The sequence below is a fragment of the Desulforamulus aeronauticus DSM 10349 genome, from assembly GCF_900142375.1.
Lineage (GTDB): Bacteria > Bacillota > Desulfotomaculia > Desulfotomaculales > Desulfotomaculaceae > Desulfotomaculum > Desulfotomaculum aeronauticum.
On record NZ_FRAR01000013.1, the window covers coordinates 37743 to 61509 of the forward strand.

22 protein-coding genes and 2 riboswitches are annotated in these 23767 nt (G+C 44.8%); of the genes, 17 read left to right on the top strand and 5 right to left on the bottom strand.

The features are described from left to right. Window positions 1-36 precede the first annotated feature (36 nt). From BUA78_RS08715 to BUA78_RS08735, 5 genes are all read left to right on the top strand, one after another. The gene (locus BUA78_RS08715) at window positions 37-672 is read left to right on the top strand and encodes a DUF502 domain-containing protein (RefSeq protein WP_072913330.1); all 636 of its coding nucleotides are present in this window, start codon (window positions 37-39) and stop codon (window positions 670-672) included. A 229-nt stretch (window positions 673-901) separates the two neighbouring features. After that, window positions 902-2602: a Na/Pi cotransporter family protein gene (locus tag BUA78_RS08720; protein WP_072913332.1), complete on the top strand. Its 1701-nt coding sequence runs from the start codon at window positions 902-904 to the stop codon at window positions 2600-2602. Between the two features lie 160 nt (window positions 2603-2762). Continuing rightward, window positions 2763-4691 carry an anaerobic carbon-monoxide dehydrogenase catalytic subunit gene (gene cooS / locus BUA78_RS08725; protein WP_072913334.1) on the top strand — a complete coding sequence of 643 codons (1929 nt, stop codon included), beginning with the start codon at window positions 2763-2765 and terminating at the stop codon, window positions 4689-4691. Window positions 4692-4840: 149 nt separating this feature from the next. Further along, window positions 4841-5632 carry an ATP-binding protein gene (locus BUA78_RS08730; protein WP_072913336.1) on the top strand — a complete coding sequence of 264 codons (792 nt, stop codon included), beginning with the start codon at window positions 4841-4843 and terminating at the stop codon, window positions 5630-5632. Between the two features lie 108 nt (window positions 5633-5740). After that, window positions 5741-6478 (top strand): M48 family metallopeptidase, encoded by a 738-nt coding sequence (locus BUA78_RS08735; RefSeq protein ID WP_139257309.1) that lies wholly within the window; start codon window positions 5741-5743, stop codon window positions 6476-6478. Here the strand turns inward: BUA78_RS08735 and BUA78_RS08740 are convergent, their stop codons facing one another. Continuing rightward, the gene (locus BUA78_RS08740; protein ID WP_238456770.1) at window positions 6479-7372 is read right to left on the bottom strand and encodes a hypothetical protein; all 894 of its coding nucleotides are present in this window, start codon (window positions 7370-7372) and stop codon (window positions 6479-6481) included. It lies immediately after the preceding gene. 220 nt (window positions 7373-7592) lie between these two features. On the opposite strand from BUA78_RS08740, the gene BUA78_RS08745 reads away from it, so the two are divergent. Then, on the top strand, window positions 7593-8981 hold the full coding sequence (locus BUA78_RS08745) for a sodium-dependent transporter (protein WP_072913338.1): 1389 nt from the start codon (window positions 7593-7595) through the stop codon (window positions 8979-8981). Between the two features lie 46 nt (window positions 8982-9027). Here the strand turns inward: BUA78_RS08745 and BUA78_RS08750 are convergent, their stop codons facing one another. Then, on the bottom strand, window positions 9028-9720 hold the full coding sequence (locus BUA78_RS08750; RefSeq protein WP_072913527.1) for a zinc dependent phospholipase C family protein: 693 nt from the start codon (window positions 9718-9720) through the stop codon (window positions 9028-9030). A 190-nt stretch (window positions 9721-9910) separates the two neighbouring features. After that, window positions 9911-10041, top strand: a riboswitch (cyclic di-AMP (ydaO/yuaA leader). A 3-nt stretch (window positions 10042-10044) separates the two neighbouring features. Here BUA78_RS08750 and BUA78_RS08755 point away from each other — a divergent pair. From BUA78_RS08755 to BUA78_RS20845, 3 genes are all read left to right on the top strand, one after another. Beyond that, on the top strand, window positions 10045-10692 hold the full coding sequence (locus BUA78_RS08755) for a C40 family peptidase (RefSeq protein WP_238456771.1): 648 nt from the start codon (window positions 10045-10047) through the stop codon (window positions 10690-10692). 512 nt (window positions 10693-11204) lie between these two features. Further along, a complete protein-coding gene (locus BUA78_RS08760; protein WP_072913340.1) occupies window positions 11205-12308 on the top strand; it encodes an NAD(P)/FAD-dependent oxidoreductase in 1104 nt (367 codons plus the stop codon). A gap of 151 nt (window positions 12309-12459) precedes the next feature. Further along, on the top strand, window positions 12460-12594 hold the full coding sequence (locus BUA78_RS20845; protein ID WP_274377384.1) for a hypothetical protein: 135 nt from the start codon (window positions 12460-12462) through the stop codon (window positions 12592-12594). 113 nt (window positions 12595-12707) lie between these two features. Here the strand turns inward: BUA78_RS20845 and BUA78_RS08765 are convergent, their stop codons facing one another. Continuing rightward, window positions 12708-14120, bottom strand: a complete 1413-nt coding sequence (locus BUA78_RS08765; RefSeq protein WP_072913342.1) for an S-layer homology domain-containing protein — start codon at window positions 14118-14120, stop codon at window positions 12708-12710. Window positions 14121-14366: 246 nt separating this feature from the next. Here BUA78_RS08765 and BUA78_RS08770 point away from each other — a divergent pair, with 246 nt between their 5' ends. The 3 genes from BUA78_RS08770 (at window position 14367) to cobT (ending at window position 17111) form a co-directional block, all read left to right on the top strand. Beyond that, window positions 14367-14879 carry a GerMN domain-containing protein gene (locus tag BUA78_RS08770; RefSeq protein ID WP_072913345.1) on the top strand — a complete coding sequence of 171 codons (513 nt, stop codon included), beginning with the start codon at window positions 14367-14369 and terminating at the stop codon, window positions 14877-14879. A 202-nt stretch (window positions 14880-15081) separates the two neighbouring features. Further along, window positions 15082-15693: an IMPACT family protein gene (locus BUA78_RS08775; RefSeq protein ID WP_072913352.1), complete on the top strand. Its 612-nt coding sequence runs from the start codon at window positions 15082-15084 to the stop codon at window positions 15691-15693. Between the two features lie 45 nt (window positions 15694-15738). Further along, window positions 15739-15921: riboswitch (cobalamin riboswitch) on the top strand. Window positions 15922-16055: 134 nt separating this feature from the next. Beyond that, window positions 16056-17111, top strand: a complete 1056-nt coding sequence (gene cobT / locus BUA78_RS08780; protein WP_072913355.1) for a nicotinate-nucleotide--dimethylbenzimidazole phosphoribosyltransferase — start codon at window positions 16056-16058, stop codon at window positions 17109-17111. Window positions 17112-17280: 169 nt separating this feature from the next. On the opposite strand, the gene BUA78_RS20210 is transcribed toward cobT, so the two are convergent. Further along, window positions 17281-17418, bottom strand: a complete 138-nt coding sequence (locus BUA78_RS20210) for a hypothetical protein (RefSeq protein WP_175548992.1) — start codon at window positions 17416-17418, stop codon at window positions 17281-17283. Window positions 17419-17680: 262 nt separating this feature from the next. On the opposite strand from BUA78_RS20210, the gene BUA78_RS08785 reads away from it, so the two are divergent. After that, the gene (locus BUA78_RS08785; protein WP_072913358.1) at window positions 17681-18847 is read left to right on the top strand and encodes a YibE/F family protein; all 1167 of its coding nucleotides are present in this window, start codon (window positions 17681-17683) and stop codon (window positions 18845-18847) included. A gap of 64 nt (window positions 18848-18911) precedes the next feature. Here BUA78_RS08785 and lgt read toward each other — a convergent pair whose 3' ends face one another. Beyond that, complete coding sequence (lgt, locus tag BUA78_RS08790; RefSeq protein WP_238456772.1) at window positions 18912-19667, bottom strand: prolipoprotein diacylglyceryl transferase; 756 nt, start codon at window positions 19665-19667, stop codon at window positions 18912-18914. Window positions 19668-19990: 323 nt separating this feature from the next. Here lgt and BUA78_RS08795 point away from each other — a divergent pair, with 323 nt between their 5' ends. Genes BUA78_RS08795 through cbiT form a run of 4 tightly spaced genes read left to right on the top strand, consistent with a single transcriptional unit; the run spans window position 19991 to window position 23705 of the window. After that, window positions 19991-21388: a cobyrinic acid a,c-diamide synthase CobB gene (locus BUA78_RS08795; protein ID WP_072913361.1), complete on the top strand. Its 1398-nt coding sequence runs from the start codon at window positions 19991-19993 to the stop codon at window positions 21386-21388. Next, on the top strand, window positions 21378-22490 hold the full coding sequence (gene cbiD, locus BUA78_RS08800) for a cobalt-precorrin-5B (C(1))-methyltransferase CbiD (RefSeq protein ID WP_072913364.1): 1113 nt from the start codon (window positions 21378-21380) through the stop codon (window positions 22488-22490). The genes BUA78_RS08795 and cbiD overlap by 11 nt, the downstream gene beginning before the upstream one ends. Further along, window positions 22469-23095: a precorrin-6y C5,15-methyltransferase (decarboxylating) subunit CbiE gene (gene cbiE, locus BUA78_RS08805; RefSeq protein WP_072913535.1), complete on the top strand. Its 627-nt coding sequence runs from the start codon at window positions 22469-22471 to the stop codon at window positions 23093-23095. Before cbiD ends, cbiE begins: the two co-directional genes overlap by 22 nt. Then, a complete protein-coding gene (cbiT, locus tag BUA78_RS08810; RefSeq protein ID WP_072913366.1) occupies window positions 23088-23705 on the top strand; it encodes a precorrin-6Y C5,15-methyltransferase (decarboxylating) subunit CbiT in 618 nt (205 codons plus the stop codon). Before cbiE ends, cbiT begins: the two co-directional genes overlap by 8 nt. The last annotated feature ends 62 nt before the right edge of the window (window positions 23706-23767 follow it).

The following is a 23767-nucleotide window of genomic DNA, read 5'->3' on the forward strand; positions in this document are numbered from 1 at the left end:
ACATGCCTAAGAACTGATTTATTGTGGAGGAGATTTATGAAGAAACTATCGATCTATTTTGTGAAGGGACTGTTGATGTTATTACCCTTGCTGGGCACTTTTTATATCCTGGCCTTTATATATTCCCAGGTAGCGGGCATTGGAAATGCTATTCTCTACCCAATAGTGAAGGAAGAATTGCCTTGGGGCGTTGATTTTATTTTTGTCATTGCTGTAGTATGTTTGATTGGTATGGTAGCTAATTGGTGGATATCCAAAAAAATATTAAAATTAATAGAAGGCTTTATTTACCAAATGCCAGGTGTTAAAAATATTTATAACACCATTAAAGACGCATTAAAATCATTAGCTGGGGACGAGAAAAAATTTGATACAGTTGTGTTAGTGAATCTCAATGAAACGGTTTCTCGATTAGGTTTCCTAACAGTTAAGGAATGCTCTTTCCGGGATAAATTGGGTAGGGAACTAGTGGGAGTATATTTCCCACAAACCATGCAAGTATCCGGGGATATGTACTGGGTTCCAAAAGAATTTGTTACAGTTGTTGATACGCCGGTGGATCAAGCCCTACGTCTAATTATCTCCGGTGGTGCCACTGGAACGGAAGAAGCTGTTTCTGGTCAAGGGCGGTGGCATGTAGTCTGCAAACGAGGGCAAAAGGCAAATATATAAAAGAGAAAAATTAAATAATTCTTAAAATGGCAATTGCCCGGTCTAAACACCGGGCAATTGAAGGTATTTTAAAGCCAGCCACATTGTAAAGATTTGACACAATATGACTAATCAATTAAAATCTAATTATTAAGTTTATGTTAAGAAGTAACGGTAGCATTGGCACCGTTTTTTGTTAGTTAAACTTGTGAAAAAAGTACCAAGTTCTAGGAGAAGGGGGGTAGTTACTATGAGCTGGCAATCAGCAGCATTAAATATAATCGGTGGTATGGGGCTTTTACTGTACGGTATGTATATACTGAGTGAGGGTTTACAAAAGATTGCCGGTAAGAGGCTGAGAGAGGCTTTAACCTCACTTACCAAAAATCGTATTATCGCGATGGGCTTAGGAGCTTTGGTAACCATTTTGTTTCAAAGCAGTACTGCTACCACTGTGATCTTGGTGGGTTTAACCAGTGCCTCCATTATTAGCTTACGGCAAACCCTTGCGGTAATTCTAGGGGCGGATATCGGTACCACGGTAACAGCACAGTTGATCGCACTGAAAATCACAGAGATTTCCCTGCCTATTGTGGGTATCGGGGCAACCATTATCTTTTTCTCCAAGAAACACAAATATAAACGGATCGGTCAGGTTTTGATCGGTTTTGGTTTGTTGTTTTTAGGCTTAAAAATTATGTCCGATACCATGTATCCTTTACGAGATGACCCAATGTTTAGTAAAATGTTGCTGCAAATGGGCGACAGTCCACTTATGGCCATGATCGTTGCGGCTGTATTCACTTTTTTGGTTCACAGTAGTGCAGCCACCATCGGTATTATTATGCTTCTTTCCATGCAGCACTTAATTGCCCTAGAACCGGCTATTTATATGCTCTTCGGAGCTAATATCGGAACGGCTTTTACGGCTGTATTGTCCAGCTTGGGGTCTTCACGGGAATCTCAGCGGGTGGCCACAGCCCACCTACTCTTTAAAGTAGTAGGGGTGTTGTTATTCTTGCCTTTTGTAACTCCCTTTGCTGAGCTAATGCAGAAAATAACTTCAAATACAGGTTTCCAAGTGGCAAACGTTCACACCTTCTTTAATATAGTCATAGCTCTTTTGTTTGTACCCTTTGTATCACACTTTGCTCGCTTACTGGAACTTATTGTACCTGAAAAGAAAGAACCCGGTAACGCTGTGACACCCAAATATCTGGATGACAGTCTGCTTACCAGCCCGGAATTAGCGATTGGGATGGCAACCAAAGAAATTATGCATATTTCAGATCACGTCACTGATATGACAAAGGATATCTATCCCTTGCTGAAATCCTATGATCCCGATCAGGCAGAGAAAATTCATAAGAAGGAAGATCATATTGACCTTCTTTCTACAGCCACCAATAAGTATCTAACTCATTTGTTAAGACAGCAATTGAACAAAGACGAGTTTAACCGCACGATGGGTTTAGTGCATATTGTTCGGGATTATGAACATATTGGGGATGTCATAGAAAAGAACCTGCTCTCTAAAGCAGAAAGTAAATATGTTAACAACCTGGATTTCTCTACAGAGGGTTATACTGATATCATGACCATGCATAGAAAGATTATTGAATTGTTGCATGTGGTCAACACCGGTTTTGCCACCAATAGCTGTATGGCGGCTGAGAAAGCTAAAACCATCCAAGAGGATATCGTCGATCTCGAGTTTCGTCTGCGTATGAGCCATATTGCCCGGATGCAGAAAGGGGCCCAAGAGACGGAGAACACCAGCTTCATTCATATGGATGTGATCAATGCGTATTTAAGAATTAGTGAACATCTTAAGAATATTGCTATGGCCCTCACCGATGAGGTTTCCTGTACCTGGCATGATGAGGCACTTATTCTAACTCCCCCCTCGGAAATGTGGGAAGTTAATGGTAATGGAATGAAAAAGATGTAATTAGTTAACCAAATAGAGGCAATAAGAAAGGGCACCGGAAGGGTGTCCTTTCTTATTTGACTAAAAAGTCATATTTTTTTAATAATTTAATGGCAGGGAAACTAGTGTGCTTTGAGTAATAACATAAATATTGTACTCTGACTTAAAGGAGGGTGTTTTGATGAAAGGTTTACCGGATGTAAAAGATCTGTCTATGGATTCCGGGGTTCAGCAGATGTTGGAAAAGGCCCGTGCCGAAGGCATTGAGACCGCTTTTGACCGTGCCATAAAAATGAGCCAATGTGGTTTTGGTGCTACGGGTGTTTGCTGTAAGCATTGTCTGGAGGGACCCTGTCGTATAGCGCCAAACGGTAAAGGTGCCCAGGCAGGAGTCTGTGGTGCCGGAGTGGATACCATTGTGGCCAGAAATTTCCTTGGCAATGTCACCGAGGGAACAGCCAGTCATGCGGAGCATGCCAGGGAAGTTGCCCACGCTATTTTGGAAGTGGTGGCAGGAAAAGCCCCCTATACAATCCAAGGTGTAGAAAAATTAAAGGCTGTGGCCTCCGGGTTAGGACTGTCCAGTGAAGGAAAAGACACTAACCAATTGGCTAAAGAAGTAGCTGATAAGGCGATGGAAGATTTTCAAAAACAACATGGAACTCTTAATTGGTTAGAACTCCGTGCCCAGGATAAATCGAAAGAGACATGGGAAAAGCTTGGCCTTCTGCCGGTAAACGCCCACCTGGAAATTGCCAAATCATTGGCCCGTCAGGTGATGGGCGGTGATGCCGATCCGGCCAATCTTTTGCTGGGAGCAGTTACCATGGGATTAGTAGATGGCTTTGCCGGCTTGCACATGTCCACTGATTTACAGGACATTTTATTTGGCACCCCTACTGCAGTGAAATCCCAGTATCGACTGGGTGTCATCAAGGAAGACATGGTAAATTTATCGGTACATGGACATATTCCCTTACTCTCTGAAAAGGTAGTGGAATGGGCTGGTAAGTTAACGGATAAAGCTAAGGAAGTAGGGGCAACAGGAATTAATGTTGTTGGTGTATGCTGTAGTGGTAATGAAGTGCTGATGCGCCGGGGTGTTCCGGTGGCTACCAACTATGCCAGTCAAGAATTACCCATTGTTACCGGAGCACTGGAGGCTATGGTGGTGGATATTCAGTGCATTATGCCGGGTATCCAGACGGTGGCTAGTTGTTATCACACGGAAATCATCACCACTTTAGCCTATTCCAAGATCGCCGGGGCGACTCACGTGGAATTCACTGCCGAGCGAGCTGATGAGGCCGCCAAAGAAATTGTACTGCGAGCCATTGCCAATTTCCCCAAACGGGACCCCCGTAAAGTAAATATTCCTAACGAAGTAACCGAAGCCTATGCTGGTTTTTCTGTGGAGCAGATTGTGGAAGCCCTCAGGGCAGTCAATCCTGAAGAACCCCTCAAACCGCTGGTAGATGCTATTGCGGGCGGCCAGATTCTTGGTGCGGTAGCCATTGTTGGTTGTACAAATCCCAGAAAAAAACAAGATCACGATAACGTCGCTTTGGTCAAAGAATTAATTAAGAATAATGTACTGGTGGTTGCCACCGGGTGCTCCGCCCACTCTCTGGGTAAATTCGGCCTCTTAAGTCCGGAGGGCTTACAATACTGCGGCGAAGGGCTTCGGAATGTGTTAACCGCTGTGGGGCAGGCCAATGGCTTACCGGGATTACCGCCGGCGCTGCATATGGGTAGCTGTGTAGATAATTCCCGTGTGGCAGATCTCCTGGTGGCACTGGCTAATTACCTGGGGGTAGCCGTGAAGGATCTGCCAGCGGCCGGTTCTTGCCCGGAAACACACCATCCCAAGGCATTGTCTATTGGTACTTACTTTATTGCCTGTGGGGTGGATGTACATGTGGGTGTAAATCCCCAAGCCACCGGATCACCCTTAGTGGTCAATGTTTTAACAGCAGATAAAGAAAACTTCCCTGTTACTACCGATGGCCTATTCGGCGGAAAATTAATTTACGAAGAAGACCCAGTTAAGGCTGCTGGCTTACTTATTGAGAGAATTAAGCAAAAAAGAAAGGCGTTGGGTTTAAACTAACATCTTTCCGACATGCATAAGGGCAAACCAAGCTTCCGCCTACGGTCTAAAGACTTGGCGTACCCTAAAGGTCATAACCTATTAGGTCATAACCTAAAGGTCACAGGCAGGTAGGTAAACAAGCCAAGTTTTTCTGAGGAGGTAGACAAATGTCAGGTAAATCCGGTGTGAAGATTGCCATTTCTGGTAAGGGTGGTGTGGGCAAAACCACTCTCTCGGCCTTACTGTGCCACCTTTATGCCCGGGAGGGTAAAAAGGTTTTAGCTGTGGATGCTGATCCAGATGCTAATTTGGGTATGGCCTTGGGATTTACGACACAGGAGCTAACACAGGTAATCACCATCACCCAGGACAGAAGACTCATTAAAGAACGCACCGGCGCAGAACCGGGCAACAGCGGACAGTGGTTTACTTTAAATCCCAAGGTGGATGATATCCCAGAGAGGTATGTGATTGAGAAGGATGGCGTTAAGTTGCTCCAGCTAGGTCTTACCTCCACCGGGGGCAGCGGCTGTTACTGCCCGGAAAATACCTTTGTTAAGATGCTGCTTAATCACTTAGTACTGGAACAGGATGAAACGATAGTTGTCGATATGGAAGCGGGACTGGAACACATGAGCCGAGGTACGGCCAGAGGGGTGGATGCCTTTATTGTGGTGGTAGAACCAGGCCGCAGAAGTTTCCAAACCGCCCAGGCTACCGTTCAACTAGCTCAGGATTTAGGTGTGGAGAAAGTCTATGCTGTGGCTAATAAGGTAGGAGTAGGACAGGAGGAAAACATTCGTGAGGCTCTGGGTTCTTTGCCACTACTGGGGGTATTGCCCTATGCTTTAGAAGCAGTCAATGCCGACCTTGTTGGTAAAACCCTCTTTGAGGTAAGCCCCATGATGATTGAACGGGTTAAAGAACTCAAAACGAAAATCGAAGATTATTTGGGATGATCTAATCTAACCAAAGGATAACTCCTTTGGTTTTACTTTTTTTGGAAGGTTTCTGGTAACTCCTGGAGAATACTATTGGGTAATTAATTTATGTAAGGGTTTGATGCTATGAAAGAAGCAATGGGAAAAAACATGCATACAGTTCAACTGGGAGGCAAGCCTATTTCCTATCAGATTAGGGAAAGTCGGCGGGCGAAACATGTGCGCTTTACCATTAGCTCCTCCGACGGACTAGAGGTGGTAGTGCCCAGTAATTACCCTCAGGACCAGTTGGAAACCTTACTAAAAAGTAAACAAAACTGGATTTTGGAGAAGCTGGCCTTATTTTCCCGCAGAGTGGAACTGGTACAGAAGAATGCTTTGGCAGCGACACAAGTCATTCGTTTTTTAGGTAAGAGCTATCGTGTGGTTACGGTATTTCAACCCGGTGCACCACAGATCGAAATAGTGGGAGACAAAATAATCATTATGCTGCCCCAGCAGAACCAGGTGAAAATACGAGATGTTTTGGAAAGCTGGCTTCGTCACCAAGCCCGCGAGGTTATTAAGCAACGACTACAATTCTTTAGCCATAAATTAAATATTAAGTATAACCAGGTTGCTATTAAAGATCAAAAGACACGCTGGGGCAGTTGCTCCAGCCAGGGGAATCTAAATTTTAATTATCGTCTGGTCATGGCTCCAGTACCAATCATTGATTATCTAGTGGTACATGAACTTGCTCATTTGAGAGAAATGAATCATTCTAAAAAGTTTTGGTTGTTGGTAGAAAGCGTCTGTCCTGCTTATAAAGCACACCGCCAGTGGCTTAAGGAGCATGGAGCAGAATTAACCCTGCCTTTTTGATTATAACTTTACTTCTGCCAAGGGTTTGTCTTTGTTGTCATATAGAGTGAGGGATACGGCCTGATAATACCCTCCTTTTAATTGATACGTGGTTTTCAGGAGGGCCAGGGTATCTACGTGGGAAATACCAATTACCCTTTGGAGAGTGATGATCTCTTTTACACCATTGCCATCATGATCCACCAGACTGTAATCAATGATGGGATCAATCCAGGTACTAATAGTTTGGAGTAAGCTTTCTGAACCTTTGTATTCTTCCTTTGCTAACGGAATGGTGGATTTTAATCCCGTTTGATGGTCTTTAAAAACCACGTAATAATCACCAGCGTATTTTACTTCGAACCTCGCATTGTTCTCCTGACCCGTTTCACTGCCAGAAGCGTAATCAAAGGGGTCTTCAATAGCAAAAAGTAGCTGCCAAGCCCCGGCACCTTCTTGTGGTTTGTAAATGGCTAGCCCCATGGCTCCGGCACTGCCACTGGATTGGCGGTAAACCAAGACTTCATTTTTATGATCCCCGTCTACATCCTCGAACTTTAAGTCGGCGAAGGAATAGAGTCCTTCTTCCTTGACAGGCAATTTTATCTTTTCTACATCATCCACCACCACAGACCAAGCGATGGGCATCCCGTTTTTGTCTTGCTCGGCATAAAGAACAACCTTTTCCTTTGCTTCATCCCCGAGGATGTTTTTTTCGACGCTTTTTAAAATGTGAGTATTTTCGGTAACAATATATTTTTCTTTTGTGGACTGCTCTGTTTTAGTAGAGCCTGTACCATTGATCGTGCAGCCACTGAGTAAGGATAGAGCCAGGAAAGGGATAAACACTTTTACATAAAAATTTTTCCAATTGAAATTCCCCGGGTAGAACCTCTTCCTATAAAGTTTCTTCATAACACTTGTCTCCTTATTTTTATGCTAAAGGATCAGTCATTTTCTAAGACGAAGCAAAACCTAAAGTGTTACACGGTAAAATAGAAAAATATTGCTAGACAACCAGAGATTAAAAGCTTCCTAAAGACTGGTGAATTGTCGATTTTTATATTAAAATGAAGTTTGTGATGTTTTTAGTTAGTTAAATAATACACAAAATTAAGCAAAAGGAAGGACAAAGATGGCACAAACAAACTTATCGCAAACAAGCATGGGTCATCGAGAAGGCTTTGGCAGTACCCTCGGAGTTATTGCTGCTACTTTGGGATCAGCCGTGGGGCTTGGCAACATTTGGAAGTTCCCCTATGTCACCGGAGAAAACGGTGGTGCCGCATTCATTCTTATTTATTTATTGTTTGCAAGCTTAATCGGCTTACCTGTGATGATTTCCGAATTTATCATGGGGCGCCGCAGTAATGCTGCTTCGGTAGGTGCTTTTAAAAGACTGGCTCCTGGTACACCTTGGTTTCTTACCGGTATTTCGGGTGTGATAGTGGCTTTCCTGATTATGAGCTATTATACATCCGTGGCTGGCTGGGTGTATGCCTACATTTTTAAGGCTATGAGTGGTGGTTTACTAACCACCGATCCTAAGGTGTCTGAGCAGGCCTTTACCGGCTTTATATCCGGGGTCTGGTCACCGCTCATCTGGCAATGGATTGTACTTCTGGTAACCGGTGCGATTATCCTGGCCGGAGTGAAAAAAGGTATCGAACGAATAACTAAAATGCTGTTGCCGGTACTTTTTTTACTACTCATCGTTTGTGTTATCCGGGCCGTAACATTACCCGGTGCCAGCGAGGGGATTGCTTTCTTGTTTAAACCGGACTTCTCTAAAATTACCGGAGCAACCATTCTGGCTGCCATGGGTTTAGCCTTCTTTAAATTATCCGTGGGTATGGGGGTAATGACCACCTACGGAAGTTACATTGGCAAAAGCGAAAGCTTATTTAGCACCGGCGTTAAGGTTATGCTGGCGGATACCTGTGTTTCCATGTTAGCCGGTTTGGCTATTTTTCCAGCCGTGTTTGCCTTTGGCTTTACTCCTGACAAAGGGGCTTCCCTGTTATTTATGACGATCCCGATGGTATTTAATTCGATGCCCTTTGGTGGCTTCTTCCTAACTATTTTCTTTATCCTAGCTTCCATTGCTGCTACTGGCGCCATGATTTCCCTCTTTAATACGCCAGTGGCTTATTTAAACGAGGAACTGGGATGGTCCAGAAAAAGTGCCACTGTGGTGACAGGTTTGATGATGGCACTGATTGGTAGTACGGCTACCCTATCTAATAGTATACTGGCTAACTTTAAGCTTTTTGGCATGACGATGTTTGACTTGTTTGGTTATGCTACCGACAACATCATGATGCCTTTGACCGGACTTATTATAGCCCTCTTTGTTGGTTGGCGCCTGAGCAAATATGACGTGGCAGATGAACTTTCCAATGGCGGTAGCCTGAATAATCGCACCTTTGTTAAGTTCTATTTAATAGCAGTCCGTTTTGTAGCTCCTGCGGCCATTATTGTAGTTTTGTTAAGTGGCTTGGGCTTCTTCCAATTTCTAAAATAATGCTGCACAGAAGGGTAACTCCACCGAAGAAATTCTACCGGTGGGGTTATTTTTTTGTGACGCATTGCAGGAAGAATTGTAAGAAACCTGCGGTTGATCTTTGAGCACGCTGAAGCAGAACCTGAGCAGCCTTTTCCACGGATGGCTCATGTTCTTCTACCACCTGGGGTAAAAAGGTGAAGGAAAAACCGGCATTTTTTTTAACCCATTCATCAGGCTCACAGGATAGTTCATAGAGTCCGTCATAGTTCGTGGTAAAATCATGGTAATTACTGCGGGCCCAGTCTTCAAAGTATTTGTGACCCTTCAAAATAAGCCCGGCGGCATGGTGAGGAACACAAAGATCTTGCAAAATATGGGTCGCTGCACCTACGTAAAAGAGAGCTTTCTCTTGCCGGTTTTGCTGCCATTGTTTGATAGCCTGCTTGAAATAATGACGGCATTCACTGGGGGCATCCGGTCCACACCATAGACCCGTATTCGTTGCATAGTCATAATAATGGCTGATATTTTTAAACCCTCGATCACACCAGGTTGAACCGGCATTTAGGGTATCTAGGTAAGATTGATACAGCAAAGCTTCCTTACCAAAGCCATCCTTCTTGAGAATACGAATAGACTGTTGATTGCAAAAGTGATGGGTATTTCGCTCCGCAGGAGGTTTTAAGAACACTTGAAGTGGTAGCGTTAACGACAACATTACCTTGGCACAGTTCCAGGTAGCTTGAGTAAGAGTCATAATTTCTTCCTTGCCAGTAATATTGAAAGTTCTACTTTTGATTATTTCCAAAAACCGATCACTCTAACAGTCAATAATTGGACTATTATCTTGGGGTGGATAGGAAGGTAGCCCCAATTTTACTAAATTTATGGTTAAAGTGACTTTTTTAGCAGGAAAATAGAACCTAATGACGAATAAAATAATAGACTAATATAAAACGCCAAATTTCATTCTTGAAAACGGGGGAACCACTCTTTTGGGGTGAACTACCTTTGGTAGCGGGCTATCTTTCGGTCCGAATCCGTCAGCTAACTCCGTCGGCGTGGAAAGCGAGGAAGGATAGTGTCTCTAGGTAGTAGACTGCTTGTACTGGCAACCTCTGTTTGTTTTGCAGTTGGTATGTGGGTTGGTGCTGCTGAGGCAGCCCAGGTTACGGTAAAAACAGGAGATTCCCTTTGGGCCATTGCCCAAAATAATGGCACAACGGTTGAGAAAATTAAAGAGCTTAACCAATTAACCAATGACAATCTACAGCTAGGGCAGGTTTTGCAGGTGCCGGATGGTGCTTCCAATCAGTCCGTAAGGCCTCCCCAGGCAACCGAAAATGTTTCCCGGGGTATGGTAGATCGAGCTATGGCGGTACTGGATTATGCTAAGAAGTTTACGGGTATAAAATACCGTTCCGGTGGGGAGAGTCCAGCGGGTTTTGATTGTTCCGGTTATGTACGGTATGTCTTTAAGAACTTTGGTATTGATCTGGTGCACACTGCAGCCGGACAATACAATGCAGGAACAGTCATTAATAAAGAAGAACTTAGGGCTGGCGATCTGGTGTTTTTTAATACCGGTGGCAATGGTATTAACCACTCAGGCATTTACATCGGTGAAAATCAATTTATCCATTCTTCCAGCTCAAAGGGGATCAAAGTAGATTCCCTATCAGATAGTTATTGGAGTCCTAGATATCGTGGTGCTAGTCGAATATTGTAGTAAGACCAAACCCTCGGATTTAATCCGAGGGTTTTTTGACGACTCTATTGAAATATTCCGTAACTCTCCAGCCACAAACCAGGGGGCTTATTGCACAATGAGTTAAGGAGGCGCACCCGCTAAATGTTGAATGACAAACCATTCTGTTAGCTGGAAATTATTCTATCAATTTCCACACGATAATTTGATTAGCCTTAATAAAAAGGTGAACACATTTTAAATCAGTAAGGGATAGCATTATCACCCTTTCCCCAATCAACCCAGAAGTTTAAATTTCCTTAATTAATTAACATAATTTAAAGCTTAATGCTTTGGGTTTGGTATTGGAATGCGGCTAGGTATTTTATTGATAAGCCTGCCGGTTATTAATAAAATCTAAATTATTGATAAAACTAGTTGTAACCGTACATATACCTTAATTTATGCTCCTTATTCTTTTACTTCTGGGATTTATATGATACGTTGATCTAGTAAAGTAACTTACCACATAATAATTTAAGGGCTGATAACTAATGAAAATTGCTATTATTGGAGCAGGATTAGGTGGGCTTGCCTGCGCCCTTGAGTGCGAGAGGTTAGGAATAATACCGGATGTTTTTGAGCGTGATGAGTCTGTGGGGTGGCCTTATGTATGTATTGTCCACTGGCTCCATGTAATCCACACCGGCAAAGGTGATCTCCGTAACTACCTAAGAGATAGATTCAATCTAGACTTAAAGCCCATAAATAAATGTACTGAATTAATAATGAGGTCACCCAATAAACAAACTACTATCAAAGGTGATATAGGTTACATTATGAGGCGGGGTAAACATGTTGATTCTGTAGAAAACCAGTTATATCGTACCCTCAAAAGAACCCCCGTTCATTTTAATAGACCCGCTGATTATAAAGAGCTGTCTAAGAAGTATGACTACGTAGTTGTTGCCACTGGCAAAGAAACAGTTGCTAAAGAGCTTGGTGTCTGGAAAAGCATAGATATGGTTCACTTAAGAGGTGGACTTACTTATGGTGCTTTTAACCCCACAGGGACAACCCTTTACTTTAATAAGAAACATGCTGGGAAGGGCTTTGCTAGGCTTGGGCCTATAAATAGCACACAGGCAATAGTGGGTATGTGTTATGTTGGGGATAATGAACTGGAGATTGATAGACATTATAAGGATTTTTTAGAGATGGAAGGTTTAGAGAGCCTTGAATTTGGTTACAAGTTTTCGATTCCAATGTGGACGGATGGACGAGTTAATAAATTTCAGGTCGATAACGTACTATTAGTTGGCCGTTCAGCAGGTTTAACAGAAAGATTTTTAGGAACGGGTGCAATTGAGGCGTTAATGAGTGGAATTTATGCTGCCCGTGCAATGATAAAAGGGTTAGATTATTCTGCTCTTGTTAAACCGTTGCAAGACCATCTAGAGAATATCTCTTCTTTCAGAAAACCATTTGAGGCTCTTGATAATGATGGCTTGGATCGATTAATCTCAGCAATTGATACACCCGTAATCAAGCAGCTAATATATAACAGTGGCTTAAACTTTATTGATTTTTTAGGCCCTATCCAGCGTCAGATTAATAAAGTAACCAATATTTTAAGTAGTAAAGAAATAGAAACTTAGTTTATTTTCTGGGAAGAATAGGGATATTAGAAAACCAGCTCTGTTTAAGGGCTGGTTTTTGTAGGTTATATATTTGCCCTCTGTCATATTAGCTAAAAATTGTGAAATAAACATTTAGAACAAAAACCCCCTATTGGGGGTAATTTATAGCATGACTTGTCCTAGGTGTGGTAAGGAAATGAAATTAGCTAATGATGCTTATTATGGTGGAGATAATTTTTACTGTGAGGACTGTGATATTTATAAAGCTGCTGACGATGTGGAATTAGACTTAAACGGTTATTGATAGTTCGTATTTCAGATGATGCGTCGGAGAGGGCGGGCCCACTAGCCTACATCGCCTCCTACAAAAGCAAAAAAAAGAGTGTCGCAAAAAGTATTTTTGCGACACTCCCGAGATTAATCTTCATATTTAAACTCTATGGCTTTTTCTTTTTTTAGGGAGAAATTATCAATTACATCTTCACTTAGCCAAACTTGATAATTCTTGTTATCTACCATGCTATCATCTGCATCCAGAGCAAGGGTTAATTTTGCACCGGCAATGCGAGCAGCAGTTACATCCAGCTCGCGGGTCCCTTTTAAAATATGAATGCCGGTTCCATTGCTATTAAATTTTTTACCCTTTTGGATGTCCTCATTAAACTGAATGACGACGGTGGTGTCGTTAGTAGCCGTTACTTCATCAATAGCTAAAGCAACTGCTTTGGTGGTAAAGTACCATTCGCCTTTATTGATACCGGAGAAAGACCTAGCTTTTCTGGTAACCAAAATATCGTCATCAATGGTTAGGCAGTATTTGCTATTGGCTGATAAAAACTCTTTATTATTTAACTTGACAACCAGTTGATCATCATCTTCTTTAAAGACAATGGCGTATTCCAGTTGGGCATCCACCCATTGACCATTTTTATATTGTAAGAGTTGAATGGCCTTCGCTAAATCTTCTATATCTTGGCCCTTTGCCAGAACCATGTCTTCTGTAAAGTGAATAGTAAATTTGTTTGTATTTATATCAATCTTTGCTTTATTAGCGGGGCTTAGGTTGCTGATATAGTCTGTGGTTTGCTCTTCTTCATCAAGATCAATATCCATATCCACACTATCGATGAAGCGGGAAATCATAACAGCAAATTCTCCCCTGGTAATAGGATTAAAGGGATTTAGATACCCATCCGAGGTGCCCCGTAAGATACCTCTCTTATACATAGTTGCAGCGTAGGTTAACTCATCCTGCTTTAGTCCTTTGATGTCCTTAAAGGAAAGCAATTCTGTAAGGGAAACATCTTCATCACCGGCAGCTCGGCTAAGCCACATGGCTGCTTCAATACGGGTAGCCGGTTTGTTACCATTCCAACCCATTAACTCCCAGTCAGCCAGGATGCCAGCGTCATAAGCTTGTAGTGGTGCCAAGCCCATCCAACCGGGGAAGATTTGTTTAAGTAAGGCTTCTTTTTCCGTAGAGGTTGCCTCATGATCTATAACCCGCATGATGATGGCGATGGCCTCGTTTTTACTGACCGACTTATCGGGCATAAATTGCTTGTTTTCATACCCTTTCATAATGCCTTTGCTTTCAAGCTTTAAAATATCATTTTTCGCCCAGTGTTTGTTCACATCTTGAAAAACAACGGAGTAGTTCCGGGATGGTTGATAAGGTTCCTGATACTGTTTCTTAATTAATTGCTTTTGTAGTCCTGTAGACAGATTTTTTTGCTTATTGCCAGAATCTGCCCAAGCAGCCCCTGCCAATAAAGTAGTTAGCATAGACACAGAGAGCAAAGTTATCATGAATTTAGTTAATTTTTTCATATATTCTCCTTTCAAAGGACAAGTTAGTTGTTAAGCATACCGATTGGGGCGCCACCAATGTCGGTTTGTCTTTCTATATAATACGGGGGGTGTTTACTTTATCAAGGGGTATGGAAATCGGTTTCTTTCAAGCGTTACAAAAAAGGAACCTTTGTTGTCTAAATGAATGAAGTCTTGACGATGGGGTTATTTCTTTGCTAGGCTAACTATATACTATGAAAGAGTCATGGGAGGTATAGGTATACGATGAAAAGAATAGCAATACTGCTTATTTTGTTAATGATGGTAGTTCTAAGTGGCTGTGCAGGGGACAAAACCCCCCAGCGCCAAGAACCCAAAACCCCAACCGAGCAACAGACCGCCGCAGAAAAAGTAAAGGTAACCCTTTATTTTGCCAATCAAAATGCAGATGGTCTCATGCCGGTAGAGAGGCAAATTGATAAACCTAATGACATGGTAACCGCTCTTGTTAGTGAGCTAAAGAAGCCGGATAAAAATACCCCCGTGTTGCCGGAGGGGAGCGAACTGATTTATTATAAAACCGAGGGAGATACTCTTGTTTTAAACTTTAACCAGGCCTTTGCCAATTTGCAGGGCTCTACCGGTGAATTTATTACCATCAACTCTCTGGCGAATACTTTTACAGAGTTACCGCAGTATAAAAATGTGAAACTTATGGTGGAAGGAAAGACCCTAGAAACCGGCCATGCCATTTACGACAAGCCGATTCCCAGGAATGAAGGTATTATTAAGGAGTAAAAAAGAGGGAGTGGTGCAAAACTACTTTTTTGCCCCACTCCTTTTTCTTATTTGTTATTGGCCAATTCCCATCCCTTTATTCCAATGTCATCATAACATCAGTATGCCGGAGTGTTCAGAAAACCTAATTTCTTCTCTTGTCCTGGATACTGTTTTACGATATATTCAAGGGCGTAAGGATTGAGCAAGAAAGGGGTTAAGAATGGTAACCTACCGTACAGTTGCTACAGAGATTGTCAGTGAACTTATCGTCAAAAAGTCTCGCTTTATTGCCCATGTAAAACCTGTGCAGGATGAAGCGGCAGCCGTGGATTTTATCCGACAGATTAGTAAAAGGCACCGAGAAGCAACCCATAATGTTCCAGCCTATCGCATCTCAGAAAATATAGAAAAGTGCAGTGATGATGGAGAACCCAGTGGCACCGCTGGCAGACCTGTGTTGGGTGTGTTAAAAGGAGAGAATCTTTTTTATACCGCGGTGGTGATAACCCGATATTTTGGGGGAATTATGCTAGGTGCTGGGGGCTTGGTGCGAGCTTACTCCCAAGCAGCGTCTCAGGGTATTAGTGAAGCGGGTCTGATTACCCGGGTTTTGAACCAGAAACTACAGGTGGAGTTTGCCATGCCCTTATTTGGCATTATCAAAAAAGTCATTGAGCAATCCGGGGCTAAAATACTAGATGTGGCAGTAACCGATAAGGCTATTATTGTAGCCCGCTTGCCGGTGCCTGAGGTAGAGGGACTGACAGCGCAACTTATAGAAGCCTCTGCGGGACAAGCTTTGGTGGAAAAGACAGAGCTGGAATTCGTGTAAGAAATTATTGCCAGTGTGGCAGATAGGAAGTAAACTAAAGTTAGTACCGTACATTCTTTTACAGGTGCCCATAGGGGAGAATAGGGAATCGGGTGTAATTCCCGAGCGGTCCCGCCACTGTAAACGGTGAGGTGATACCCGAGAGAAGCCACTGGCCAAAGGGCCGGGAAGGTTGGTATCAAGCAATGACCCGTAAGTCAGGAGACCTGCCTGTAAAAGCATAAAAACTGAGGATGATGGAAAAATTCTCAGCCCTTTTTGGGCTGGGATTTTTTATTTATCAGCATTTCTTTTGGCTTTCTTATGGCAAGGTGCTTTAGTATATCCTATTAATTGTCTCTACGTTAAGGAGGAACGAGAAAATGAATCTATTACAACAAACACTGGCTAACATTAATCCCCCCGACTTACACTGTCAGCAGTTGGCACAGCAAAGGTTAAACAGTCTTACCAAACCATTAGGCAGCCTGGGTATTTTAGAAGAAATTGCTTGGCGGTTAGCCGGCATTCAGCGTCTCCCTTTGCCCAAATTGCCAAAGGAAAAGATTTCTCTGGTTTTAGCTGGGGATCATGGGGTGGTAGCAGAGGGAGTTAGTGCTTTTCCCCAGGAAGTAACCCCTCAAATGGTACTGAATTTTCTTCAGGGCGGAGCGGCCATCAATGTACTGGCTCGCCAAGCCGGAGCCAGGGTGGTAATAGCGGATTTTGGCATGGCAACTCCTCTGCCGCATCAGAAACATCTTATGGATTGCCGGGTAAAAGCGGGAACTGACAATATGGCACAGGGGCCGGCCATGAGCCGACAAGAGGCAGTACAGGCTATTGAGGCCGGCATCACTCTAGTTTTACAACAAGCTAAAGACCCCCTGTCCCTGATCGGGATAGGAGAGATGGGAATTGGCAACACCACCGCCAGTACAGCCATTTTGGCCGCTTTTAGCGGTCTGCCTGTTCTGGAACTCACGGGTCAAGGAACGGGTATTGTAGAAGAGAGACGGCAGCAAAAAGCAGCTATCATTGGCCGAGCTTTAGCCGTTAACCGTCCGGATGCTACAGATCCTTTGGATGTCTTAGCCAAAGTAGGGGGCTTGGAGATTGCAGGTATGGTTGGCATTATCCTAGGCTGTGCCGGAGCAGGAACACCGGTGGTAATCGACGGTTTTATCTCCGGTGCAGCAGCACTGGTGGCTCAGTCCCTAGCACCGCTCTGCCGGGAGTATATGTTTGCCTCCCACCTTTCTCAGGAACCAGGACATCGAATTATGTTGGAAATGTTGGGGTTAAAGCCAATATTACATTTGGATATGAGATTGGGTGAAGGAACTGGGGCTGTTCTGACCTTCTCATTTATAGAGGCTGCCAGCCGGATCATTAACGAAATGGCCACCTTTGCTGAGGCAGGGGTAAGTCAGGGTTAAAAAAGCAAAGTCGAGGAAGAACAGATAGCTCTTCATCGACTTTGCTTTTAAATTTGTATAAGGATAACTAAATTATGATTTGCTGCTTGCCGCCTGCCCGCTTGTGACCTTTAGGTTATGACCTAAGGGCATGGCAGGAAGAAATGGTGGCGGCTTAGTTTTTGATTGGTTAAAGGTTCGTGGAAATGAGCTTCTTCGTTCCCGAATGCTTCTCGGAATAATCCCGTTTCTTTTTTACAAAGGATTTTACACCCTGGTTAATCAGAAAAAAGCCGGAGGAAATCAGGAACCCCAGAATATTTTCCATCCAACATACCACCTTTTATCCTGGCTTGTTTTTAAATTGGCAGAGTTGGCTGTCTGCGTGGAGTTTACCAACAGTTGGTAGTTAGCTAAAACTAACTCTTTATCTCATTAGATAACACATAATATGCCAAAATACTTTCTTTTGTTACACTAAAACAGAAAAAGTTTTCCAATAGTAGATGTTTTTACAAAGATACCTTGCCGGAGACTCTTTTGGTGCATTACAATGAACCGCAGGGACATTATGTTTGGAGAGGTGAGTTATGAACAGAAAATTAACTATGTTTTTGATGAGTGTCGTGGTGCTATCCCTCTTGCTGATTGGACAAGTGGGTTATGCCAACGAAGCGGAAAAAGCTAATCCAGAGATTATTGTACGGGGTAAAATACTATCTGTGACTGAGCAGCAAGAAACAAACCCCGATCTTCAGGATTGGATTCAAGGAAAAGAGCAACTGGTGACAGCAAAGATTTTAAGTGAACCCTATCAAGGGCAGGAAGTTAGTTTCTTTCATGTTTTGCCCGACCAACTGGGACTGGCTGTGCTAATATCACCTGGTGATGAAGTGGTTTTATCGGTAGAAGTAACAGAAGGCAAGGTTACCAATGCCTTTGTCTCAGACCATGCCAGGGATAAAAAAATCTACTTTTTGGCAGGCTGTTTTGCGGTGATCATGGTGGTTATTGGCGGGCTTAAGGGGGCCAAATCGGTTCTATCTCTAACCCTTACCGGAGTAGGGATTTTTGGGGTACTACTGCCCCTGTTGTTTAAGGGACACAGCCCGATTTTTGTAACCATTTTAGTGGCAGCGGTAATGACCACCATCACGATGGTGTTGGTACATGGTTACAATAAAAAGACATTGGCGGGTATTATTGGTACTACCAGCGGTGTCCTCGTGGCAGGCTTACTGGCGTTGTTGGTAGGCAAGGCTGCTAAACTGACTGGTTTTAGCAGCGAAGAAATGCAAATGCTCATGTATATTCCTCAGCAGGTGAAATTTGATTATCAGGGCCTGTTGTTTGCCGGGATGATTATTGGAGCGTTGGGGGCGGTGATGGATGTGGGGATCTCCATTGCCTCTGCCGTGGAGGAAGTAAAGCGTGTAAATCCTGGCCTAACGACCCGTCAATTAATCCAGGCCGGGATGAATGTGGGGCGGGATGTGATGGGAACAATGGCTAATACCTTAATCCTGGCCTATACTGGCAGTGCTTTGCCTCTGATCTTAATATTTATGGCCTATGATATGCCCTTTTTAAAGATTATCAATCTTGATTTAATCTCTACCGAAATTGTACGGGCCCTTACGGGCAGCATTGGCCTTACGCTGGCGATACCCATTACCTCTGTGGCTGCGGGATTGTTACTTACCCGTGGAGAATTGGCAAAATCTCCAGAAAACCAAGAAAAAGAGACGAAAGCCTGAAAAAAGGAAGTGGCGCAAAAAATAGTTTTGCGCCACTTCCTTTTTCAACCATGGTCTGTATTTTCTACCGAGTAGGGCGTTGATTTTTCTTGCCTAGGTAGATATAGACTAAGCCTGACAGCACAATCATCACAATACTCATTACCTGAGCGGCCCGCAGGGGGCCGATCATCAAACTATCTGTCCTAAGTCCTTCAATAAAGAAGCGACCCAGGGAGTACATGGCCAGGTAGAGCATAAAAAGTTGTCCCTCCGAAGGGAGTTTTCTCCGTAAGAACATTAATATACCGAACACCATTAGATTCCAGAGGGATTCATACAAAAAGGTGGGGTGGCGGTAAGCACCATCGATATACATGGCCCAGGGAAGGTCGGTGGGGTAACCATAAGCCTCCTGGTTAAAAAAGTTGCCCCAGCGGCCAATGGCCTGTCCCAGGATAAAGCTAGGGGCTATGATATCGGCAATCTGCCAAAACCGTAAGTTTCGGACCCGGGTAAAAATGTAGCCAGTGATCATGGCGGTCAGAATTCCCCCGTGAATGGCCAGACCGCCATGCCAAATTTTCGGTATTTCGCTAAGGTTCACACTATAATAATCCCAACTCATAATGACATAGTACAACCGGGCTCCCAGCCAAGAGATCGGGGCACAGATCAATACTAGGTCAATGATGTCATCTCCTTTTACGCCTAAGCGTTTGGCTTCCCGCAAGGCCAGCCAAGTACCCACCAATACTGCCATCATCATAAGTACACCGTACCAGCGAATTGTGATGGGACCCCAGGAGAAAAGATAGGGACTAATTTCTGATAGATACAAAATACTCTTCCTTTCTTTATAAGGCATACATGCCAACTAGATTTGGTATTATCAGAAAATGATAACACCATACCATACTAACTCTACAGTTATTATCAGGATAGATATGTAAATAGTTTCTATATTCGAACTAAGCTTCAGTTATCTGCAGGATCGGTGATCCTTCTCTATTTTATCCTGACCCGGCAGTATCTACAAAGCTTTTTTATACGATCCCATCTTTTATCTCACAGAGTACAGATTCTTCCTTGTCTTCCAAGTGCTGTTTATACTATAATTTTGCTGACCCCAAAAACTAATTAAACCATAATTTTGGAGTAAATATGAGAATTCCGAGAATTGTTATAGCAGGGACACATAGTGGTGTGGGTAAAACCACTTTAACCTTGGGTTTACTGACGGCCTTGCGCCGGAGAAATTTGGCAGTACAGCCCTTTAAGGTGGGTCCCGATTATATAGACCCCGGTTTGCATCACGTGGCAGCGGCACGAATCTCCCATAACCTGGACAGTTGGCTCGGCACACCGGCAGAGGTGCAGCAGCTTTTCCTTAGACAAGCTAAGGATTGCGATCTCGCCTTGGTGGAAGGTGTGATGGGCTTATTCGATGGAGCCAAAGGACAGGGAGAGGTGGGCAGCACCGCCCAAGTAGCTAAGCTTCTGCAAGCTCCGGTGGTGTTAGTTTTTTCCGCCAAGGGGCTAGCCCGCAGTGCAGCGGCTTTGGTGCATGGCTATAAAACCTTTGATCCGATGGTTCGGATTGCTGGTGTTATTGCCAATGGTATTAGTAGCGAGCGGCATCGGGAGTTTATTCGGCAAACTGTGGAAGAAGAACTGGGGCTGCCTCTGTTGGGCGCGTTACGGAAAAATAATGAAATTATCATGCCGGAGCGCCACCTTGGATTGCTACCGGCTACAGAAAATATAGCTTTGCAACAGGTTCTGCATCAGTTGGCGTTTGCCATTGAAGAACAGGTTGACCTCGATAAAATTATTCAGTTGGCGCAGACGGCACCGGAACTAGAGAACCGACTGACAGTTGCGGTAGCCCGCAAATTTACCGGGGTGAATCTGGCGGTGGCCAAGGATGAAGCTTTTCATTTTTACTATCAAGATAGCTTAGATTATCTTACCGAGCAAGGGGTAACACTACATTTTTTTAGCCCCCTAAGGGATTGTGCGCTTCCTGCTAATTGTCATGGTATCTATATCGGCGGCGGATTTCCAGAGGAATTCTTACCGATTCTGGCCGCCAATCAGGCCCTCAAAGCAAACCTTCAGTTGGCATACCGCAAGGGCATCCCAATGTATGCCGAGTGTGGCGGGTTGATGTACCTGTGCCGTAGTATTTGCTCTTTAAACGGTGATGAATACGCCGGTGTGGGATTAGTACCGGGTTCGGTGAAAATGGGCAACCGCTTGGCTGCTCTGGGCTATGTCAGGGCCAAACTCCGAAAACCCTGCCTGCTGGGGGACGCAGGTCTAGAGCTAAAGGGGCATGAATTTCACTGGTCCAGCATCTCCGGCCTACCGGAAGAAGAGGCTCTTTATCAAGTAACCGGTGGCAGGGGCGTGAGTGGTCGTCCCGAGGGCTTTGTCAAAGGTAATTTGGCCGCCTCCTATGTCCATTTGCATTTTCGGTATAATCCCCAGGCAATGGGGAGTTTTTTAACGGCTTGTGCTGAATATAAAAAGTCTGGGAGAAGCAATCATGGAGAGTGATAACAAGGTCTGGCGGACGGGCTATACCACTGGCAGTTGTGCCGCCGCTGCCGCCAAGGCGGCGTCCTTGGCTCTACTAACGGGTAAGGTGGTCAGTGAAGTAAGCATAAGTCTCCCTGGTGGAGGACAACTAAATCTTGATATAGCCTGGGTAGAAAAGGGCGAAGACTGTTGCCGGGCTGCAGTGGTAAAAGATGCCGGGGATGACCCGGATGTCACCCAGGGACTGACCATTGTGGCAGAGGTTTCGCTGCAAGTAGGCTCGGTTACCATAACCGGTGGCCAAGGGGTTGGTACAGTCACTAAGCCCGGTCTGGCGGTGCCAGTGGGAGAAGCCGCCATTAACCCGGTACCCAGGCAGATGATTGAGCGAGAGGTCAAAGAAATCCTGGGCCAAGAGAGAGGGGCCAGGGTGGCAATCAGTGCTCCCGGAGGGGAAGCGGTGGCTGACCGTACTATGAACCCCCGGCTAGGCATTCTGGGTGGTATCTCTATTTTGGGTACCGGAGGCATTGTTCGCCCCATGTCCGAGGAAGCCTATCGACGTTCCTTGGTGCCACAGATTGATCAGGCCCTGGCGCTGGGATACCGTTCCCTGGTGTTAACTCCCGGACGGCTAGGGGTGAACAAAGCCCGACAACTGGGCTTGCCGCAGGAAGCTATTATTGAAACCAGTAATTTTATTGGCAGCTTGTTGGAGGAGTGTGCCAAAAGACCAGTGGAGTCTGTACTTTTGTTGGGTCACCTGGGCAAGCTCGTCAAAGTGGCCGCGGGAATTTTTCATACGCTAGGGAAACTGGCGGACGGCAGGCGGGAAACTATTGCCGCCTATGCTGCCCTGGCGGGAGCACCCCGACAGGTGATCGAGCAACTAATGAATATGAATACGGCTGAAGAGTCTGTGGAGATATTAAAAGGAACTGGCTATACCCAGGTCTTCCAGCACTTGGCTGCAGCTGCCAGTCGGCGGGCTGCTGCTTACAGTGGAGAAAAATTTACGGTAGGTACCCTGATGTATGCCCTCAATGGTGATGTGGTGGGCTATGACCAAGGGGCTTGCCAGATTGGGAGGAAATTGGGATGTCATATACCATTAAAGTAATCGGTGTGGGACCCGGTCACCAGGGCTATTTGACCCAGTTGGGGCAAGAGGCCATAACACAGGCGGAGGTTCTTATCGGTGCTCAGCGACTGCTGGAAGTCTTTGCCCTGCCTGGACAGGAAACGATTCCTCTGGGGGCTGATTTACAGCAAGCGGCGGCGATAATTAAGCGTGAGAATGAGGCAAAAAAAATCGCTGTACTGGTGTCCGGGGATACTGGTTTGTATAGCTTTGCTACGACGCTTACTCGGCTGCTACCAGATCATCAGTTTGATTTTATCCCAGGGATCAGCTCGGTACAGCTTATGTTTGCCAGATTACAACTGCCCTGGCAGGGTGTAGCAATATTGAGTCGTCACGGGCGGCAGGATAACCGCCTGGCGGGTTTGGTGCAGGCTGGTATGATTGTGGCAGTGTTGACCGATGAGATCAATACCCCCCAAACCTTGGCCCAAGAATTACTGGAACTGGGTTGTGGTGACCTGGCGGTGACGGTGGGCTGTAACCTTTCCTATGAACAGGAAATCCTTTATCGGGGGACCCTGAGTTCCTTGATCAATAGTCAAGAGAAATATAGTAATTGTGTGGTGGTTATTGGTGTCTAAGCTGGACTGGTCCTTTACAACCCCCGGTATACCCGATCACCTGTTTAAGAGGGGCAATAACATTCCTATGACCAAACAAGAGGTGCGGATGATTGTCCTGGGAAAGCTGCGGTTGTTTCCTGGTGCGGTGGTTTATGATGTGGGAGCGGGTACCGGCAGTGTTTCAGTGGAATGTGCTTTACAGTTGAAACAGGGAGTCGTGTATGCTTTAGAGAAGGATGGCAGTGCCGATGAGTTAGTTGAGACCAATGCAAGACGCTTTGGCCTCAACAATGTTAAGCTGGTGCCGGGACTGGCACCGGCAACGATGGAGAAATTACCCCCGGCGGACCGTATTTTTATCGGTGGCAACGCCGGAGCTCTGGCAGGAATTTTAGAGACGGCAAACAAAAAACTAAAGCCAGGTGGCTGGCTGGTGGCTACCTCCGTTACCCTGGAAACAACACCCCAGGTAGTGCGGTTTCTGGAAGAACAGGGCTATGAGCAGGCGGAAGCGGTCAGCATTACGGTGGCCCAGGCCAAAGCGTTGGGTAAAGCACACCTCTGGCAGGGGCAAAATCCGGTGACGATCATCAGTGGTCAGAAACCGCTTGACTCCATCAGAAAATGACGATGTCGCAGGGTATGGTGTTATCCATAGCGAACGACTTGCGGAGCGTCGGATAACAACAC

Bases quoted from the DNA above. Each gene is read 5' to 3' on its own strand.
- BUA78_RS08715 (WP_072913330.1), top strand. From the start codon at position 37: ATGAAGAAACTATCGATCTATTTTGTGAAGGGACTGTTGATGTTATTA.
- BUA78_RS08720 (WP_072913332.1), top strand. From the start codon at position 902: ATGAGCTGGCAATCAGCAGCATTAAATATAATCGGTGGTATGGGGCTT.
- cooS (WP_072913334.1), top strand. From the start codon at position 2,763: ATGAAAGGTTTACCGGATGTAAAAGATCTGTCTATGGATTCCGGGGTT.
- BUA78_RS08730 (WP_072913336.1), top strand. From the start codon at position 4,841: ATGTCAGGTAAATCCGGTGTGAAGATTGCCATTTCTGGTAAGGGTGGT.
- BUA78_RS08735 (WP_139257309.1), top strand. From the start codon at position 5,741: ATGAAAGAAGCAATGGGAAAAAACATGCATACAGTTCAACTGGGAGGC.
- BUA78_RS08740 (WP_238456770.1), bottom strand. From the start codon at position 7,372: ATGAAGAAACTTTATAGGAAGAGGTTCTACCCGGGGAATTTCAATTGG.
- BUA78_RS08745 (WP_072913338.1), top strand. From the start codon at position 7,593: ATGGCACAAACAAACTTATCGCAAACAAGCATGGGTCATCGAGAAGGC.
- BUA78_RS08750 (WP_072913527.1), bottom strand. From the start codon at position 9,720: ATGACTCTTACTCAAGCTACCTGGAACTGTGCCAAGGTAATGTTGTCG.
- BUA78_RS08760 (WP_072913340.1), top strand. From the start codon at position 11,205: ATGAAAATTGCTATTATTGGAGCAGGATTAGGTGGGCTTGCCTGCGCC.
- BUA78_RS20845 (WP_274377384.1), top strand. From the start codon at position 12,460: ATGACTTGTCCTAGGTGTGGTAAGGAAATGAAATTAGCTAATGATGCT.
- BUA78_RS08765 (WP_072913342.1), bottom strand. From the start codon at position 14,120: ATGAAAAAATTAACTAAATTCATGATAACTTTGCTCTCTGTGTCTATG.
- BUA78_RS08770 (WP_072913345.1), top strand. From the start codon at position 14,367: ATGAAAAGAATAGCAATACTGCTTATTTTGTTAATGATGGTAGTTCTA.
- BUA78_RS08775 (WP_072913352.1), top strand. From the start codon at position 15,082: ATGGTAACCTACCGTACAGTTGCTACAGAGATTGTCAGTGAACTTATC.
- cobT (WP_072913355.1), top strand. From the start codon at position 16,056: ATGAATCTATTACAACAAACACTGGCTAACATTAATCCCCCCGACTTA.
- BUA78_RS20210 (WP_175548992.1), bottom strand. From the start codon at position 17,418: ATGGAAAATATTCTGGGGTTCCTGATTTCCTCCGGCTTTTTTCTGATT.
- BUA78_RS08785 (WP_072913358.1), top strand. From the start codon at position 17,681: ATGAACAGAAAATTAACTATGTTTTTGATGAGTGTCGTGGTGCTATCC.
- BUA78_RS08795 (WP_072913361.1), top strand. From the start codon at position 19,991: ATGAGAATTCCGAGAATTGTTATAGCAGGGACACATAGTGGTGTGGGT.
- cbiD (WP_072913364.1), top strand. From the start codon at position 21,378: ATGGAGAGTGATAACAAGGTCTGGCGGACGGGCTATACCACTGGCAGT.
- cbiE (WP_072913535.1), top strand. From the start codon at position 22,469: ATGTCATATACCATTAAAGTAATCGGTGTGGGACCCGGTCACCAGGGC.